The organism is Enterobacter sp. 168J2 (assembly GCF_034107265.1).
Lineage (GTDB): Bacteria > Pseudomonadota > Gammaproteobacteria > Enterobacterales > Enterobacteriaceae > Enterobacter > Enterobacter nematophilus.
The window spans coordinates 59,174-75,733 of sequence record NZ_JAWNEB010000015.1; the positions used below are offsets into that span (position 1 = coordinate 59,174).

Consider the following 16,560-nt stretch of genomic DNA (forward strand, 5'->3'; position numbering starts at 1 on the left):
GTGTGCGATTGTCTCCGCTGCGGGGCTTATTCCATGGGCATCACCAGCGGATCGGGATACTGATACTCAAACCCCAGCTCATGGCAAATGCGATTGCCATCAACAATTTTGCCTTTACTTCCGTTCTTTGCCTCACCAAAAACCGGCGGAGCCAACCCAAGCTGGCGTGCCATGAGCGGGTAAAACGTGCTGCGCGCCGGATGAGACGGTGCACATATATTATAGATGTGTCCGCCTTTTGGAGCCTGTAAGAGTAGCTCAATCGCGCCAATAACATCTTCAAGATGCACAAGATTCACGCCATGCTGACCGTCTGGTGCCGTCTTTCCGGCAAAGAAGCGCCCCGGATGACGCCCCGGGCCAACCAGCCCCGCCAGACGAACGATATCGACCTGCGTGCCGGGAAGGTTATGCAGCCAGTCTTCCAGCTCTTTCAGGACCTGACCGCTCGCGGTTACGGGGCGGCGCTCGGAACTCTCTTTCACCACGCCCTCGGCATCGCCATAGACCGACGTCGAGCTGGTAAAAATAATGCGCGGGACGTGATGCGCCAGCGCGCTGTCGACAATCTCCTGCATCGCCTGCAGGTAGAATGATTCTCCCGGACCGCTGCGCCGCGCGGGTAGCGTAATCACCAGCGCATCCACGTTCATCAGCGTGTCCAGATCGTCCGCATCACACACCAGCTCCGGCTCCAGACGCAGTTCAACGCCATCAATACCGCACATGCGCGCCGCTTCTACTCCGTCCCGGGTGGTCTTGCTCCCGGTCACCTGCCAGCCTTTCGCGGCTAATGACATCGCCAGCGGCATTCCCAGCCATCCTAAACCGACAATCGCGACCTTTTTCATGCGAATTCTCCTGACTCTCACTCGTCATTTATAAGGCTACGCCAGCCCGGCAGAACACACAATTCATAGCATCAATATGAAATGAATTAATGATCAAAAAAAGCCCTTGCAATATGTCGTATAACTGGTTTAGGTTAAAAGACATCAAATGAATAAGCATTCATCGAAAATTTATATGACACGCGTTCAATTTAAACACCACCATCATCACCATCATCCTGACTAGTCTTTCAGGCGATGTGTGCTGGAAGACGTTTGGATCTTCCAGTGGTGCATGAACGCATGAAAAAGCCCCCGGAAGATCTTCTTCCGGGGGCTTTTTTTTGGACCAAATTCAGACAGGTTAAAACAGGTTAACGAGGAATAAAGAATGTTAGATAACTCACGTTTACGCATAGCTATTCAAAAATCAGGCCGTTTGAGTGACGATTCACGCGAACTGCTGGCCCGCTGCGGGATCAAAATCAACCTGCACACCCAGCGCCTGATTGCTCTGGCTGAAAACATGCCGATCGACATTCTGCGCGTGCGTGATGACGATATTCCCGGCCTTGTGATGGACGGCGTCGTTGACCTCGGCATCATCGGTGAAAACGTGCTGGAAGAAGAGCTGCTGACCCGCCGCGCGCAGGGTGAAGACCCGCGTTACTTCACCCTGCGTCGTCTGGACTTCGGCGGCTGCCGCCTGTCGCTGGCAACGCCGGTCGATGAAGCGTGGGACGGCCCGGCCGCGCTGAACGGCAAACGTATCGCCACCTCTTACCCTCACCTGTTGAAGCGCTATCTCGACCAAAAAGGCGTACAGTTCAAGTCCTGCCTGCTGAACGGCTCTGTTGAAGTGGCACCGCGTGCGGGCCTGGCGGACGCCATCTGTGACCTCGTCTCCACCGGTGCCACCCTGGAAGCGAACGGGCTGCGCGAAGTGGAAGTGATTTACCGCTCTAAAGCCTGCCTGATTCAGCGCGACGGCGAGATGGCCGACGCCAAGCAGCAGCTGATCGACAAACTGCTGACGCGTATTCAGGGCGTCATTCAGGCGCGCGAATCCAAATACATCATGATGCACGCCCCAACCGAACGTCTGGAAGAGGTCATCGCCCTGCTGCCGGGCGCTGAGCGCCCAACCATCCTGCCGCTGGCGGGCGATCAGCAGCGCGTGGCGATGCACATGGTGAGCAGCGAAACCCTGTTCTGGGAAACCATGGAAAAACTGAAGGCGCTGGGCGCAAGCTCCATCCTGGTGCTGCCAATTGAGAAGATGATGGAGTAATGGCCATGAGCTTTAACACAATCATCGACTGGAATACGTGTAGCGACGCGCAGCGGCGCGAGCTGCTGATGCGCCCGGCGATTTCCGCCTCTGAGAGCATCTCACGCACCGTGGCGGAGATCCTGGATAACGTCAAAGCCCGTGGCGATGACGCCCTGCGTGAATACAGCGCGAAATTTGATAAGACGGAAGTCGGCGCATTACAGGTTACCGAGCAGGAAATCAGTGATGCCAGCAATCGTCTGGGTGACGACATCAAGGAGGCGATGGCCGTCGCGGTGAAAAATATTGATACTTTCCACACCGCGCAGAAGCTGCAGACTGTGGATGTCGAAACCCTGCCCGGCGTACGCTGCCAGCAGGTCACGCGCCCGGTTGCGTCAGTGGGGCTTTATATCCCCGGCGGTTCAGCGCCGCTGTTTTCGACCGTATTAATGCTCGCCACGCCGGCCCGTATCGCCGGATGCCAGAAAGTGGTGCTCTGCTCTCCGCCACCGATTGCCGACGAGATCCTCTATGCGGCGAAGCTGTGCGGCGTGCAGGCGGTCTATAAAGTGGGCGGCGCGCAGGCGATTTCCGCCCTGGCGTTCGGCACGGAATCCATTCCTAAGGTCGACAAAATTTTCGGCCCGGGCAACGCCTTCGTGACCGAAGCCAAGCGCCAGGTCAGCCAGCGTCTCGACGGCGCGGCCATCGATATGCCTGCCGGTCCGTCTGAAGTGCTGGTCATTGCCGACAGCGGCGCAACGCCGGATTTCGTGGCATCCGACCTGCTTTCACAGGCGGAACACGGCCCGGACTCGCAGGTCATCCTGCTGACGCCGGATGCCGATATGGCGAAACGCGTGGGCGAAGCCGTTGAGCGTCAGCTTGCCGACCTGCCCCGCGCCGACACGGCACGTCAGGCGCTAGCGGCCAGCCGCCTGATTGTGGCACGCGATCTGGACCAGTGCATCGCCATCTCCAACCAGTACGGCCCGGAGCACCTGATTATTCAGACCCGCAACGCGCGCGATCTGGTCGATAGCATTACCAGCGCCGGCTCGGTGTTCCTCGGCGACTGGTCACCGGAGTCCGCGGGGGATTACGCCTCCGGCACCAACCACGTGCTGCCGACGTATGGCTACACCTCTACCTGTTCCAGCCTGGGGCTGGCGGATTTCCAGAAACGCATGACCGTGCAGGAGCTGTCCCGCGAGGGGTTTGCCTCGCTTGCTTCGACCATTGAAACCCTGGCCGCCGCCGAGCGCCTGACCGCCCACAAAAATGCCGTTACGCTGCGCGTTGCAGCCCTGAAGGAGCAAGCATGAACATTGAAGAGTTAGCCCGCGAAAATGTCCGTCGCCTGACGCCTTACCAGTCTGCGCGTCGTCTGGGCGGAAACGGGGACGTCTGGCTGAACGCCAACGAATTCCCGACGGCGGTGGAGTTTGAGCTGTCGCAGCAAACGCTGAACCGCTATCCGGAGTGTCAGCCAAAAGCAGTAATTGAAAACTACGCGCAGTACGCGGGAGTGAAGCCGGAGCAGGTGCTGGTCAGCCGCGGCGCGGATGAGGGCATTGAGCTGCTGATCCGCGCGTTCTGCGAGCCGGGCAAAGACGCGGTGATGTACTGCCAGCCCACGTACGGCATGTACAGCGTCAGCGCGGAAACCTTCGGCGTGGCGTGCCGCAACGTGCAGGCGCTGGAGAACTGGCAGCTCGATTTGAAAGGCATTGCCGACAATCTCGACGGCGTAAAAGTCGTGTTTGTCTGCAGCCCGAATAACCCAACCGGGCAGATTATTAACCCACAGGATATCCGTACCCTGCTGGATATGACGCGCGGCAAAGCGCTGGTGGTCGCGGACGAAGCCTACATCGAATTCTGCCCGCAGGCGACGCTGACGGGCTGGCTTAAAGAGTATCCGCATCTCGTAGTGCTGCGTACGTTGTCAAAAGCCTTCGCCCTCGCGGGCCTGCGCTGCGGGTTTACGCTGGCGAATAAAGAGGTTATCGACCTGCTGCTGAAAGTGATCGCCCCGTACCCGCTCTCAACGCCGGTTGCCGATATTGCGGCACAGGCGCTGACGCCGCAGGGAATAAACGCGATGCGCGAGCGCGTGGCGCAAATCCTTGAAGAGCGCCAGTATCTGGTGACTGCCCTGAAGGATATCCCCTGCGTGGAGCAGGTGTTCGACTCGGAAACCAACTATATCCTGGCGCGCTTCACCGCCTCCAGCGCCGTATTTAAATCTTTGTGGGATCAGGGCATTATCTTACGAGACCAGAATAAACAACCTTCCCTGAGCGGATGCCTGCGCATTACCGTTGGCACCCGCGCAGAGAGCCAGCGCGTGATTGACGCCCTGAAAGCGGAGAAAGTATGACCCAGAAGATCCTTTTCATCGATCGTGACGGTACCCTTATTTCGGAGCCACCAGCCGATTTTCAGGTCGATCGTTTCGACAAGCTGGCTTTTGAACCGGACGTGATCCCTGTGCTGCTTAAGCTGCAAAAAGCGGGCTATAAGCTGGTGATGATCACCAATCAGGACGGTCTGGGTACCGACAGCTTCCCGCAGGCGGACTTTGACGGCCCGCATAACCTGATGATGCAGGTGCTGACCTCTCAGGGCGTGGTATTTGATGAGGTGCTGATTTGCCCGCACATGCCAGCCGACGAGTGCGACTGCCGTAAGCCAAAGGTGAAGCTGGTTGAGCGCTATCTGGCCGAAGATGCACTGGATAAAACCAACAGCTACGTCATCGGCGATCGCATCACCGATATTACGCTGGCGGAAAACATGGGCATCGCGGGGCTGCGCTACGATCGTAACGACCTTAACTGGGCAAAGATTGGCGAGCAGCTGACAAAACGCGACCGCTATTCCCACGTTGAGCGCAACACCAAAGAGACACAGATTGATGTGAAGGTCTGGCTGGACCGCGAAGGCGGCAGCAAGATCCACACCGGCGTCGGTTTCTTTGACCACATGCTGGACCAGATTGCCACCCACGGCGGTTTCCGCATGGAGATCGCGGTAAAAGGTGACCTCTACATTGACGATCACCACACCGTAGAAGACACCGGCCTGGCGCTGGGCGAAGCCCTGAAGCTGGCGCTCGGCGACAAGCGCGGCATCAACCGCTTCGGCTTCGTCCTGCCGATGGACGAGTGCCTGGCACGCTGCGCCATGGACATCTCCGGTCGTCCGCACCTGGAATACAAAGCTGATTTCACCTACCAGCGCGTCGGCGATCTCAGCACCGAAATGGTGGAGCATTTCTTCCGTTCTCTGTCCTATACCATGGGCCTGACGCTGCACCTCAAAACCAAAGGCAAAAACGATCACCACCGCGTGGAGAGCCTGTTTAAAGCCTTTGGCCGCACCCTGCGCCAGGCGATCCGCGTGGAAGGTGATGCCCTTCCCTCATCGAAAGGAGTGCTGTAATGAACGTGGTGATTCTGGATACCGGATGCGCCAACCTCAACTCCGTAAAATCGGCCATCGCGCGCCACGGCTATGAGCCCGTGGTCAGCCGCGATCCGGACGTGGTGCTGCGCGCCGACAAACTCTTTTTACCGGGCGTGGGAACCGCACAGGCAGCGATGGACCAGATTCGCGAACGCGATCTGATCGACCTGATCAAAGCCTGTACCCAGCCGGTGCTGGGGATTTGCCTGGGCATGCAGCTTCTTGGCCGCCGCAGCGAAGAGAGCAACGGCGTTGACCTGCTGGGCATTATTGACGAAGACGTGCCGAAAATGACCGACCACGGCCTGCCTCTGCCGCATATGGGCTGGAACCGCGTTTACGCCAAAGCGGGCGACCGGCTGTTTCGCGGCATCGAAGACGGCGCGTACTTCTACTTCGTGCACAGTTACGCCATGCCGGTGAACGTCAACACGATCGCCCAGTGCACTTACGGCGAGGCGTTTACCGCGGCGGTGCAGAAAGACAATTTCTTCGGCGTGCAGTTTCACCCGGAACGCTCTGGCGCCGCAGGCGCGCAGCTGCTGAAAAACTTCCTGGAGATGTGATGATTATTCCCGCTTTAGATTTAATCGACGGCACGGTTGTCCGCCTTCACCAGGGCGATTACGGCCAGCAGCGCGACTACGGAAACGACCCGCTGCCGCGCCTGCAGGACTATGCGGCGCAGGGGGCTGAAGTGCTGCACCTGGTTGACCTGACCGGGGCGAAAGATCCGGCCAAACGCCAGATCCCGCTGCTCAAAAAGCTGGTTGCCGGCGTGGATGTCCCCGTGCAGGTTGGCGGCGGCGTACGTACCGAAGACGACGTGGCGGCTCTGCTGGACGCGGGCGTGGCGCGCGTGGTGGTAGGGTCAACTGCCGTGAAAGATCCTGACACCGTGAAAGGCTGGTTCCGCCGCTTTGGCGCCGACGCCCTGGTGCTGGCGCTGGACGTTCGCATTGACGAGCAGGGTAACAAGCAGGTTGCAGTCAGCGGCTGGCAGGAAAACTCCGGCGTGACGCTGGAAGAGCTGGTCGATATCTATCTGCCCGTTGGCCTGAAGCACGTGCTGTGCACGGATATCTCCCGCGACGGAACGCTGGCGGGCTCCAACGTCTCGCTGTATGAAGAGGTCTGCGCGCGTTATCCGCAGGTTGCGTTCCAGTCTTCTGGCGGCATTGGTGATATAGACGACGTGGCCGCGCTGCGCGGTACCGGTGTACAGGGCGTGATTGTGGGCCGGGCCCTGCTGGAAGGTAAATTTACAGTAACGGAGGCGATTCAATGCTGGCAAAACGGATAATTCCTTGTCTTGACGTGCGCGATGGTCAGGTCGTGAAAGGCGTGCAGTTCCGCAACCACGAGATCATTGGCGACATCGTCCCGCTGGCAAAACGCTATGCCGATGAAGGCGCAGACGAGCTGGTATTTTACGATATTACCGCCTCCAGCGATGGCCGCGTGGTCGACAAAAGCTGGGTCGCGCGCGTGGCGGAAGTAATTGATATCCCATTCTGCGTGGCGGGCGGGATTAAGTCCGCTGACGACGCCGCCAAAATTCTCTCTTTTGGCGCAGACAAAATTTCCATCAACTCCCCTGCCCTGGCCGAGCCGGAGCTGATCACCCGCCTGGCCGATCGTTTTGGCGTGCAGTGTATTGTGGTAGGTATTGATACCTGGTTCGACGCCGCAACCGGCAAGTACCACGTCAATCAGTATACTGGCGATGAAAGCCGCACACGCGTCACCCAATGGGAAACGCTGGACTGGGTGCAGGAAGTGCAGAAGCGCGGCGCAGGCGAGATTGTGCTGAACATGATGAACCAGGACGGGGTGCGCAGCGGCTATGACCTGGAGCAGTTGAAGAAAGTGCGCGCGGTCTGCCACGTTCCGCTGATTGCCTCCGGCGGCGCGGGCACCATGGAGCATTTCCTGGAAGCCTTCCGCGATGCGAACGTGGACGGTGCCCTTGCCGCCTCCGTGTTCCACAAACAGATTATCAATATTGGCGAGTTAAAAACGTTCCTGGCCGACCAGGGCGTGGAGATCAGGGTATGTTAACAGAGCAACAACAGGCGCAGCTGGACTGGGAAAAAACTGACGGATTACTGCCGGTGGTTGTACAGCATGCCGTCTCAGGCGAAGTGCTGATGCTGGGTTATATGAACCAGGACGCGCTGGCAAAAACGATCGACAGCGGCAAAGTGACGTTTTTCTCACGCACGAAACAGCGCCTGTGGACCAAAGGGGAAACCTCGGGTCACTTCCTGAACGTGGTCAGCATGACGCCTGACTGCGATAACGACACCCTGCTGGTGCTGGCAAACCCAATCGGCCCGACCTGCCATAAGGGCACCAGCAGCTGCTTCGGCGAAGCGGGCCACCAATGGCTGTTTCTGTATCAGCTGGAACAACTGCTGGCAGAGCGTAAAACGGCGGATCCTGAGAGCTCCTATACCGCGAAGCTGTATGCCAGCGGGACTAAGCGTATTGCGCAGAAGGTGGGCGAGGAAGGCGTTGAGACGGCGCTGGCCGCGACCGTACATGACCGGGAAGAGTTGACGAATGAAGCGTCGGATTTGATGTATCACCTGCTGGTGCTGCTGCAGGATCAGGAGCTGGATTTAACGGCGGTGATTGAGAATCTACGTAAACGGCATAAATAAAAAACCGGGGTTTATCCCCGGTTTTTTTAATCAGTAAATCAGGCTGTTGGTTTGTAGTTCCGCAATGTGTTACGCGCCAGTACCACTACAGAACCCATCATTAAGCCCAGCAGCACGGCAAGAGTCAGAATGATTGGTTTTTTGGGGCTGTCACGATGTACAGGCAGATTTGGTTTCATAACGTAACGGTAGACGTGGATAGTATCCGGGTTTACGTTCAGGTTTTGAATATCCAGCAAGTTTTGTCTGGTCTGATAGTAAGCAGCAGAAAAGACCAGCGGGCGTGACGCTTCATTGTCAATCATCGATTTCAGACCGTCGCTTCCCAGCAGGAACATCGTTTCCTGAGTTACATCCTGGGTTTGCTGAATGCGCGGCGAGGTAATTTTTGCCGCCTCAGCATTTTTCAGCGCCTCAGCAATCTGTTTGATTCGCAGCTCTTTCTGCTCTTGAGCGACCTTTTCTTGGCTTACCAGAGAATCGTTCAGGGATTTAATCTGTTCCTTGATATTGTCCTTGAGATCAAGGGCAAGTTCTTTTGCCGTCTGTTCATCTACTTGCTGAATGTACTGCGCTAACTGCTTTTGAGCCGCTTCAGCAGAAGTGCTGATATAGGAGACGGTTAATGGCAACGTTTCCCCTTTAACCGCAGGCTCGATGGTCAGTTTTTCTGGCACGTCCTGATTGTCTAGCGCCTGCGATAACGCTGAGAAGGAAGAGTTAAAACGTCCAATAGCGCGCGTTTGAATGTCCAGCATCGAAGGGGCAGCGCTGCCGTAGAGGATGTTCAATGCATTTGAATAAGTTGCAATCTGGGCCGCATCAGGTTGTGCAATAATCGCCCGTGAGGTCCACTTTTCCTTCGCGATTGATAAATATCCTATCGCCATGGCAATAAAGACAAAAACAAAAATTGCTATTGTCCACTTCCCACGCCACAGCTGTAGCATTAATGCAAGTAAATCAATGTGCTCAGGGTCATTGCTTCGGCTGACCGGACTATTGTTGTTTTGCGTCATACAATCCCTAACAGATAAAAAGGGGGAACATTATTATGTTTGCATAGTGTATATATTGCTGAAGATTTTTCTATAAGAATCCGATGAGTTATATCGGAAATATACGTTATGTAACTTGCTGTCTACGCGGTATCATAGACATCATTCGATGTGAAGTAGCATCAGTAAGTATATGTTTTTGAGGGAAGATATGAAATTTCTGGTCACGGGTGCAGCAGGTTTTATAGGTTCGAATGTCAGTAAACGCCTGGTTGAAGCTGGCCATCAGGTTGTCGGTATTGATAACCTGAATGATTACTACGACGTCAATCTGAAGCTGGCGCGTCTGGAACGGCTACAGTCTGAACGTTTCACCTTCCACAAGATGGAATTAGCCGATCGGGAAGGGATGGCAGCGCTTTTCGCCGGTGAGAAGTTTGATCGGGTCATTCATTTGGCCGCACAGGCAGGCGTACGCTACTCCCTGGAAAACCCGCACGCCTATGCGGATGCCAACTTAATTGGCCATCTCAACGTGCTGGAAGGTTGCCGCCATAACAACGTTCAGCACCTGCTTTATGCCTCCTCAAGCTCCGTGTATGGCCTCAACCGCAAAATGCCGTTCTCCACTGACGATTCAGTGGATCACCCCGTTTCACTGTATGCCGCGACCAAAAAAGCCAATGAACTGATGTCGCATACCTATTCGCACTTGTACAACCTGCCGACCACCGGACTGCGCTTCTTTACCGTATACGGTCCGTGGGGACGCCCGGATATGGCGCTGTTTAAGTTTACTAAGGCGATGATCGAAGGCAAAAGCATCGATGTCTATAACTACGGCAAGATGAAGCGCGACTTCACCTACATCGATGATATCGCTGAAGCGATTATTCGCCTGCAGGATGTTATCCCACAGCCTGACGCAGGCTGGACCGTTGAGACCGGCTCACCGGCAACCAGTTCAGCACCTTACCGGGTTTACAACATCGGTAACAGTTCGCCAGTAGAGCTGATGGACTACATTACCGCGCTGGAAGACGCGCTGGGGAAGAAAGCCGAGAAAAATATGTTGCCGCTCCAGCCGGGCGACGTACTGGAAACCAGCGCCGACACGAAAGCGCTCTATGAGGTGATCGGTTTTAAACCTCAAACCTCGGTTAAAGACGGCGTGAAGCACTTCGTTGACTGGTACCGCGAATTTTACAAAGTCTGAAAATAAAAAACCCGGCAAATCAGCCGGGTTTTTTATTTTAACGAAAGAAAATTAGTCGCTACCGAAGAGATCGCGGGTATAGACTTTGTCAGCGACGTCAGCCAGTTCTTCGGCCATGCGGTTCGAGATGATGACATCCGCTTCCTGCTTAAAAGCATCCAGATCGCGGATTACGCGGGAATTGAAGAACTGATCTTCCTGCATGGCCGGCTCATAGATAATAACCTCTACGCCTTTCGCCTTGATGCGCTTCATGATTCCCTGAATGGAAGAGGCGCGGAAGTTATCGGAACCACTCTTCATGATCAGACGATACACGCCGACCACTTTCGGCTGGCGCGCAAGAATAGAATCGGAGATGAAATCTTTACGCGTACGGTTAGCATCAACAATCGCCGATATCAGGTTATTCGGCACAGCCTGGTAGTTTGCCAACAGCTGCTTGGTATCTTTTGGCAGGCAATAACCGCCGTAGCCAAATGACGGGTTGTTGTAGTGGTTACCAATACGTGGGTCGAGGCAAACCCCTTCAATAATCTGGCGGGTATTCAGTCCCAGACTTTCTGCGTAGCTGTCTAGCTCATTGAAGTAAGCGACTCGCATTGCCAGGTAGGTATTCGCGAAAAGCTTAATCGCCTCCGCTTCGGTGGAGTCTGTGAACAGCACCGGAATATCTTTCTTCACCGCGCCTTCCTGAAGCAGCGCGGCGAAGCGTTCAGCACGCTCAGAGCGTTCACCAATAACGATACGGGAAGGATGCAGGTTATCGTAAAGTGCTCTCCCCTCACGCAGGAACTCTGGCGAGAAGAAGATATTATCAATACCAAACTTTTCTTTGATGGATTTGGTAAAGCCGACAGGAATAGTTGATTTAATAACCATCACCGCATCAGGATTGATCGCAATAACATCTTTGATAACCGCTTCTACGGTTGAGGTGTTGAAGTAATTGGTTTTTGGATCGTAGTCAGTAGGCGTCGCAATGATGACGTAGTCCGCATCGCGGTATGCATCTTCTTTATCCGTCGTGGCGCGGAAATTCAGCGGTTTATTGCTGAGATAGTCCTGGATTTCTTTGTCAACAATCGGCGATTTCTTCTGATTAAGCATATCCACTTTGGCCTGCACGATATCCAGCGCAACCACTTCATGGTTCTGAGCAATCAGAATGCCGTTAGAAAGACCGACATACCCTGTTCCGGAAATTGTTATTTTCATTCGCTAATGACTTCTTTTAGTTAACTGTATTGATGGCCGGCAGACCATCGCGATAAACATAACTGTTGGGCTTTGTACCTCCTGGCAAACAGCACTGTCAAGGCAAACCAGGAGTAATCACAACGAGCGGGATGAGATTCAGACTACTTCGAATAATGCGCGGCATTTTTTGCATAAAAAAACCCGGAGACAGGCTCCGGGTTGATGTTATTACGAGGGCTTAACTCATTCCATCCATTCGGTATGGAACACGCCTTCTTTATCCGTGCGCTTGTAAGTGTGCGCACCGAAATAGTCACGCTGTGCCTGAATCAGGTTGGCAGGCAGAACGGCAGCACGATAGCTGTCATAGTATGCCACCGCAGCGGAGAAGGTAGGAACCGGGATACCGTTCTGGACTGCGTAGGCAACCACGTCACGCAGCGCCTGCTGATATTCGTCCGCAATCTTCTTAAAGTACGGTGCCAGCAGAAGGTTAGCGATGCCCGCATTTTCAGCATAGGCATCGGTGATTTTCTGCAGGAACTGCGCACGAATGATGCAACCCGCGCGGAAGATCTTCGCGATCTCGCCGTAGTTCAGGTCCCAGTTGTTCTCGTCAGACGCCGCACGCAGCTGTGAGAAGCCCTGCGCGTAGGAGACGATTTTACCCAGGTAAAGGGCGCGACGAACTTTCTCGACGAACTCAGCTTTATCACCGGCTGGTTTAGCCTGAGGGCCGGAAAGCACTTTTGACGCCGCAACGCGCTGCTCTTTCAGAGAAGAGATATAACGCGCAAAGACGGATTCGGTGATCAGAGACAGCGGCTCGCCCAGATCCAGAGAGCTCTGGCTGGTCCATTTACCGGTACCTTTGTTCGCTGCTTCATCCAGAATCACATCAACCAGGTATTTACCCTCTTCATCTTTTTTCGTGAAGATATCTTTGGTGATGTCGATCAGATAGCTGTTCAGCTCGCCTTTGTTCCACTCGGTAAAGGTTTCAGCCAGCTCTTCGTTGGAGAGATTCAGGCCGCCTTTCAGCAGGGAATAAGCTTCAGCAATCAGCTGCATGTCGCCGTATTCGATGCCGTTGTGCACCATTTTGACATAATGACCCGCACCGTCCGGACCGATATAAGTCACACACGGCTCGCCATCTTCGGCAACAGCAGCGATTTTAGTCAGAATAGGCGCAACCAGTTCGTACGCTTCTTTCTGGCCGCCAGGCATGATAGATGGACCTTTCAGTGCGCCCTCTTCACCACCGGAAACACCGGTACCAATGAAGTTGAAGCCTTCAGCGGACAGCTCACGGTTACGACGAATGGTGTCCTGGAAGAAGGTGTTACCGCCATCAATGATGATGTCGCCTTTTTCGAGGTAAGGCTTAAGGGAGTCGATAGCTGCATCGGTACCTGCGCCCGCTTTCACCATTAGCAGGATTCGACGAGGCGTTTCCAGAGACTCAACGAACTCTTTCACCGAATAGAAAGGAACCAGCTTTTTGCATGGGTTCTCGGCAATCACTTCTTCAGTCTTATCACGGGAGCGGTTGAAAACGGAGACGGTATAACCACGGCTTTCGATGTTGAGCGCCAGGTTGCGCCCCATCACTGCCATACCGACAACGCCGATCTGTTGCTTGGACATTACATACTCCTGTCAGGTGTGGTCCCACCGGGTACTTCCCGGTGGCTATATTATCGAATTATCTTAACTCAGAAATCGAGAGCAGAGGTAGGTAATTATGGTCATTAATACACTTTAGCCATAACTAAAGTGTGGCTTTATCAAGTGGTTATTTTTGCGCCTTTGAAATACATTGCTTTTTATAATCTTTAATAGTTTTCTGGTAAATATAATAGCTTAACTTAGGTGTACGTTTCAAATTCTTATCATCGAAATCGACACCAATTATTCCAAACCTATTTTTGTAACCCCATAACCACTCGAAATTATCGAGCAAGCTCCAAAATAGATAGCCCTGAATATCCAATCCTTCCATTTTTGCATTCATAACGGCAGTAACATGCCTCTTGAGATAGTCTGCTCTCAACTTATCAGAAATGACCCCGTCATCAAGTTGTTCATCAGCTAAACCAAAACCTGCACCATTCTCAGTAATAATGAAGGTAGGATGAGCATACTCGGCATCAATCTTTTTCATCATTGTAACCAACGCCTCTGGAGAAACAGGTCCGTTGACGGATGGTTTTTTATCTGGGTTAGGGACATTACCTATTTCAAACGGTTCAGATTTATCATGCTTGACCAAAGTTGGACCATAATAATTAACGCCGATGAAATCAGGTTTTCCCTGGGTAATTAACTGCATATCCTGGGATGTTGGTTTAAATTTAGGATATGCTGATTGATACATTTTCAATACTGCATCTGGATATTTTCCCTTATATAGAGCATCCAGGATCCAGTTATTATGGAGATCGTTACATAACTGCTCAGTAGTACTATTTGGATGGCCATTATCGATGCAAGGAGATAAGTTTAACGCAATGCCAATACGTCCATCATATTTAGCCTTATGGTAATTACGTACCACCATCGCATTTGCAATCAAAAGATTGTGTAATGCTACCGCTTGTTTTCCACGAGAAGCTACGGACAAAACGTCACGATATCCGTCTGGTTTTTTTTCAATGAGATTTGCTGCAAGTGGTTCAAGAGTAAAAACATAGCCTTCTGGCTCATTAAAGGTAATAAAATTATGACTTTTATTCCCAAAATTCTCAAAAATTACTTGTGCAAATTTTTCGAACCAAACTGGTGATTCAGGGTTAGACCAACTACCTTTTTTATATAGCGCTAATGGCATGTCCCAGTGGTAAAGTGTAATCACAGGTTCAATATTAGCTTCTTTTAAGTCAGCAATAAGTTGGTTGTAATATTCTAATCCCTTTTTATTTACCGTTACACCGTCAGGCATGATCCGGGACCAGGATATGGAGAAGCGGTACGAACTGACACCTAATTCTTTCATGAGTTGTATATCTTTTAGATAGACATCCCGAGAAATTTGATTGGCAGCAACATCTCCATTTTCAACGGTACCAATAGTATATTTTGTTACTTCATTATGAGTAAAATAATCCCAGTTTGAAGGACCCTTTCCACTTTCATTCCAGCCACCTTCAACCTGATAAGATGAGGATGCCGTGCCCCAGAGAAAATCACATTGGTGTTTTTCACCAGAGAATGCAGGAGGTAAAAGAAGCGCAGAGGTAAGGAAATAATATTTTGCTTTCATTTTAGAATCAAAACCTGATAGCTATTAAAGGTATGATATTGTTAAATTTTATTAACCGCTATTTGCTATTTCTTATTAAACTGAGCAAATACTGACCGTAATTGGTCTTGCTCATTTCTTTCCCGTAGGCCAGGACCTCACTCTCAGTGAGCCAACCGTTACGGTAAGCAATTTCCTCCAGACAGGCGATTTTGAATCCTTGTCGTTTCTCGATAGTATGAATAAATTGTGATGCTTCGATTAAACTGTCATGGGTACCGGTATCGAGCCATGCAAAACCTCGTCCCAGTAATTCTACCTGAAGATTTCCCTGTTCGAGATACATCTCATTCAGAGTAGTAATTTCAAGTTCACCGCGTGCTGATGGTTTAACACGTTTTGCCATGTCAACCACGTTTGCATCATAAAAATATAGGCCAGTGACAGCCCAGTTTGATTTAGGTGCAGCTGGTTTTTCTTCTATGCTTAATGCCTTGAAGTTTTCATCAAACTCTACAACACCAAAACGTTCTGGATCCATTACCTGGTAGCCAAAAACAGTAGCCCCGGCACTACCTGAAACAACCGATTCAAGTTTCCTACCAAAACTCTGCCCGAAGAAAATATTATCACCTAATACTAAGGCACATTTATCACCAGAGATAAACTCTTCACCAATTATGAATGCTTGCGCGAGGCCATCAGGAGACGGCTGAATTTCATAGGACAAATTAATTCCGAAACGACTACCATCTCCTAACAAACGTTTAAAAGAAGGCAGATCTTCAGGCGTTGTGATTAAGAGAATATCTCGGATACCCGCAAGCATAAGCACCGACATTGGATAATAAACCATAGGTTTATCATAAATGGGTAAAAGTTGTTTAGAGACTCCACGTGTAATGGGGTGTAAACGTGTTCCTGAACCACCAGCAAGAATAATACCCTTCATTCTACTACCTCAATACTCTTAAGCTAAATTAGAATTAATATCTTTTAATTAAACAACATCTTTTCTGATATCAGTTGAGCACAATGTATTTACCCACGAGTCTACGCTATAACGCGAAATTGCATTCGTATGCTTGTCATCATACGGGATATCAAAAAAAGTAGAGTCTATATGAATGTTTTCTCGGTCAATAAAATAAAAATTTTCAGCCGCATAAAAGTCGTAGTCCTTAACTTTGCTATTAGTAGTTATGAACTTTCTCTTTAGAGGTAAGCATTCTATTGTTCTCATCGTCAAACCTGTCTGCCGGGGATGCTGGATGTCAAGCACAGCATCAGCACTAGAGAAGAATGAGGCAATCTGTTTTTTATTCCTAGAGCGAAGTGTAAAACTAAAGAGTCTATATTTAATGACATCTTTCATATTGGTAAGAAGAAAACCAACCAATACGACAATTGAAGGAAAATAAAGCACAAATCTCAAATCATATTCATTTTTATATTTCTCATAAATTTCCCCCAATAGCTTGTATCTGTCACTATGTACGGTACCGAGAAATGCAATACTTGGCTTAACGTTCTTTGCTGTTTTTTTTGTCGCTGTGCTTACAAAATCAGGGGAATAAAATAATGGCAAATGATCCATAAAATCATATTCTCGAGCATCATTATCATCAAAGGTAAATACTCGGTCAAATAAGTTTAGAT

The 16,560-nt window shown here is 51.6% G+C and carries 16 protein-coding genes, 1 pseudogene and 1 other annotated feature; of the genes and pseudogenes, 10 read left to right on the forward strand and 7 right to left on the reverse strand.

The genetic code is table 11. From position 1 onward, the window contains the following. Window positions 1-26: 26 nt before the first annotated feature. Window positions 27-851, reverse strand: a complete 825-nt coding sequence (locus USG84_RS22515; protein ID WP_320738464.1) for an SDR family oxidoreductase — start codon at window positions 849-851, stop codon at window positions 27-29. 175 nt (window positions 852-1,026) lie between these two features. Here USG84_RS22515 and hisL point away from each other — a divergent pair, with 175 nt between their 5' ends. The 9 genes from hisL to hisIE all read left to right on the forward strand — a co-directional run bounded on the left by hisL (window position 1,027) and on the right by hisIE (window position 8,243). After that, window positions 1,027-1,077 carry a his operon leader peptide gene (hisL, locus tag USG84_RS22520; protein ID WP_001364200.1) on the forward strand — a complete coding sequence of 17 codons (51 nt, stop codon included), beginning with the start codon at window positions 1,027-1,029 and terminating at the stop codon, window positions 1,075-1,077. After that, window positions 1,053-1,176: a sequence feature (His leader region), on the forward strand. Its footprint overlaps the gene before it by 25 nt. A gap of 45 nt (window positions 1,177-1,221) precedes the next feature. Beyond that, on the forward strand, window positions 1,222-2,121 hold the full coding sequence (hisG, locus tag USG84_RS22525; RefSeq protein ID WP_003859492.1) for an ATP phosphoribosyltransferase: 900 nt from the start codon (window positions 1,222-1,224) through the stop codon (window positions 2,119-2,121). A 5-nt stretch (window positions 2,122-2,126) separates the two neighbouring features. Further along, complete coding sequence (gene hisD, locus USG84_RS22530) at window positions 2,127-3,431, forward strand: histidinol dehydrogenase (RefSeq protein WP_253542697.1); 1,305 nt, start codon at window positions 2,127-2,129, stop codon at window positions 3,429-3,431. Next, on the forward strand, window positions 3,428-4,489 hold the full coding sequence (gene hisC, locus USG84_RS22535; protein WP_320738465.1) for a histidinol-phosphate transaminase: 1,062 nt from the start codon (window positions 3,428-3,430) through the stop codon (window positions 4,487-4,489). Before hisD ends, hisC begins: the two co-directional genes overlap by 4 nt. Continuing rightward, window positions 4,486-5,553, forward strand: coding sequence for a bifunctional histidinol-phosphatase/imidazoleglycerol-phosphate dehydratase HisB (gene hisB / locus USG84_RS22540; protein WP_151413150.1), 1,068 nt, complete (start codon window positions 4,486-4,488; stop codon window positions 5,551-5,553). The genes hisC and hisB overlap by 4 nt, the downstream gene beginning before the upstream one ends. Further along, window positions 5,553-6,143, forward strand: a complete 591-nt coding sequence (gene hisH, locus USG84_RS22545) for an imidazole glycerol phosphate synthase subunit HisH (protein WP_151413151.1) — start codon at window positions 5,553-5,555, stop codon at window positions 6,141-6,143. Before hisB ends, hisH begins: the two co-directional genes overlap by 1 nt. Then, window positions 6,143-6,880, forward strand: coding sequence for a 1-(5-phosphoribosyl)-5-[(5-phosphoribosylamino)methylideneamino]imidazole-4-carboxamide isomerase (gene hisA / locus USG84_RS22550; RefSeq protein WP_253542701.1), 738 nt, complete (start codon window positions 6,143-6,145; stop codon window positions 6,878-6,880). The genes hisH and hisA overlap by 1 nt, the downstream gene beginning before the upstream one ends. Continuing rightward, a complete protein-coding gene (gene hisF / locus USG84_RS22555; protein ID WP_151413152.1) occupies window positions 6,862-7,638 on the forward strand; it encodes an imidazole glycerol phosphate synthase subunit HisF in 777 nt (258 codons plus the stop codon). Before hisA ends, hisF begins: the two co-directional genes overlap by 19 nt. Then, window positions 7,632-8,243 carry a bifunctional phosphoribosyl-AMP cyclohydrolase/phosphoribosyl-ATP diphosphatase HisIE gene (hisIE, locus tag USG84_RS22560; protein ID WP_151413153.1) on the forward strand — a complete coding sequence of 204 codons (612 nt, stop codon included), beginning with the start codon at window positions 7,632-7,634 and terminating at the stop codon, window positions 8,241-8,243. The genes hisF and hisIE overlap by 7 nt, the downstream gene beginning before the upstream one ends. A 38-nt stretch (window positions 8,244-8,281) precedes the next feature. Here hisIE and wzzB read toward each other — a convergent pair whose 3' ends face one another. Then, window positions 8,282-9,262 carry an LPS O-antigen chain length determinant protein WzzB gene (gene wzzB, locus USG84_RS22565; RefSeq protein WP_151413154.1) on the reverse strand — a complete coding sequence of 327 codons (981 nt, stop codon included), beginning with the start codon at window positions 9,260-9,262 and terminating at the stop codon, window positions 8,282-8,284. Window positions 9,263-9,452: 190 nt separating this feature from the next. Between wzzB and USG84_RS22570 the strand changes: the two genes are divergently transcribed. Beyond that, the gene (locus USG84_RS22570; protein ID WP_266178787.1) at window positions 9,453-10,457 is read left to right on the forward strand and encodes an NAD-dependent epimerase; all 1,005 of its coding nucleotides are present in this window, start codon (window positions 9,453-9,455) and stop codon (window positions 10,455-10,457) included. Between the two features lie 51 nt (window positions 10,458-10,508). On the opposite strand, the gene ugd is transcribed toward USG84_RS22570, so the two are convergent. The 5 genes and pseudogenes from ugd to USG84_RS22595 form a co-directional block, all read right to left on the reverse strand. Beyond that, a complete protein-coding gene (gene ugd / locus USG84_RS22575) occupies window positions 10,509-11,675 on the reverse strand; it encodes a UDP-glucose 6-dehydrogenase (protein WP_061097698.1) in 1,167 nt (388 codons plus the stop codon). A gap of 225 nt (window positions 11,676-11,900) precedes the next feature. Beyond that, the gene (gene gndA, locus USG84_RS22580) at window positions 11,901-13,307 is read right to left on the reverse strand and encodes an NADP-dependent phosphogluconate dehydrogenase (protein WP_253542705.1); all 1,407 of its coding nucleotides are present in this window, start codon (window positions 13,305-13,307) and stop codon (window positions 11,901-11,903) included. A 148-nt stretch (window positions 13,308-13,455) separates the two neighbouring features. Continuing rightward, entirely contained in the window at window positions 13,456-14,922 is a 1,467-nt protein-coding gene (locus USG84_RS22585) for a glycoside hydrolase family 1 protein (protein WP_320738466.1), read from the reverse strand. Window positions 14,923-14,980: 58 nt separating this feature from the next. Further along, window positions 14,981-15,853, reverse strand: coding sequence for a glucose-1-phosphate thymidylyltransferase RfbA (rfbA, locus tag USG84_RS22590; RefSeq protein ID WP_061097695.1), 873 nt, complete (start codon window positions 15,851-15,853; stop codon window positions 14,981-14,983). Between the two features lie 48 nt (window positions 15,854-15,901). After that, window positions 15,902-16,560: pseudogene (locus USG84_RS22595) on the reverse strand (hypothetical protein); the annotation flags it as partial.

What these genes read in the sequence shown, in the direction of transcription:
- USG84_RS22515 (WP_320738464.1), bottom strand. Translation starts at nt 851, where the DNA reads ATGAAAAAGGTCGCGATTGTCGGTTTAGGATGGCTGGGAATGCCGCTG.
- hisG (WP_003859492.1), top strand. Translation starts at nt 1,222, where the DNA reads ATGTTAGATAACTCACGTTTACGCATAGCTATTCAAAAATCAGGCCGT.
- hisD (WP_253542697.1), top strand. Translation starts at nt 2,127, where the DNA reads ATGAGCTTTAACACAATCATCGACTGGAATACGTGTAGCGACGCGCAG.
- hisC (WP_320738465.1), top strand. Translation starts at nt 3,428, where the DNA reads ATGAACATTGAAGAGTTAGCCCGCGAAAATGTCCGTCGCCTGACGCCT.
- hisB (WP_151413150.1), top strand. Translation starts at nt 4,486, where the DNA reads ATGACCCAGAAGATCCTTTTCATCGATCGTGACGGTACCCTTATTTCG.
- hisH (WP_151413151.1), top strand. Translation starts at nt 5,553, where the DNA reads ATGAACGTGGTGATTCTGGATACCGGATGCGCCAACCTCAACTCCGTA.
- hisA (WP_253542701.1), top strand. Translation starts at nt 6,143, where the DNA reads ATGATTATTCCCGCTTTAGATTTAATCGACGGCACGGTTGTCCGCCTT.
- hisF (WP_151413152.1), top strand. Translation starts at nt 6,862, where the DNA reads ATGCTGGCAAAACGGATAATTCCTTGTCTTGACGTGCGCGATGGTCAG.
- hisIE (WP_151413153.1), top strand. Translation starts at nt 7,632, where the DNA reads ATGTTAACAGAGCAACAACAGGCGCAGCTGGACTGGGAAAAAACTGAC.
- wzzB (WP_151413154.1), bottom strand. Translation starts at nt 9,262, where the DNA reads ATGACGCAAAACAACAATAGTCCGGTCAGCCGAAGCAATGACCCTGAG.
- USG84_RS22570 (WP_266178787.1), top strand. Translation starts at nt 9,453, where the DNA reads ATGAAATTTCTGGTCACGGGTGCAGCAGGTTTTATAGGTTCGAATGTC.
- ugd (WP_061097698.1), bottom strand. Translation starts at nt 11,675, where the DNA reads ATGAAAATAACAATTTCCGGAACAGGGTATGTCGGTCTTTCTAACGGC.
- gndA (WP_253542705.1), bottom strand. Translation starts at nt 13,307, where the DNA reads ATGTCCAAGCAACAGATCGGCGTTGTCGGTATGGCAGTGATGGGGCGC.
- USG84_RS22585 (WP_320738466.1), bottom strand. Translation starts at nt 14,922, where the DNA reads ATGAAAGCAAAATATTATTTCCTTACCTCTGCGCTTCTTTTACCTCCT.
- rfbA (WP_061097695.1), bottom strand. Translation starts at nt 15,853, where the DNA reads ATGAAGGGTATTATTCTTGCTGGTGGTTCAGGAACACGTTTACACCCC.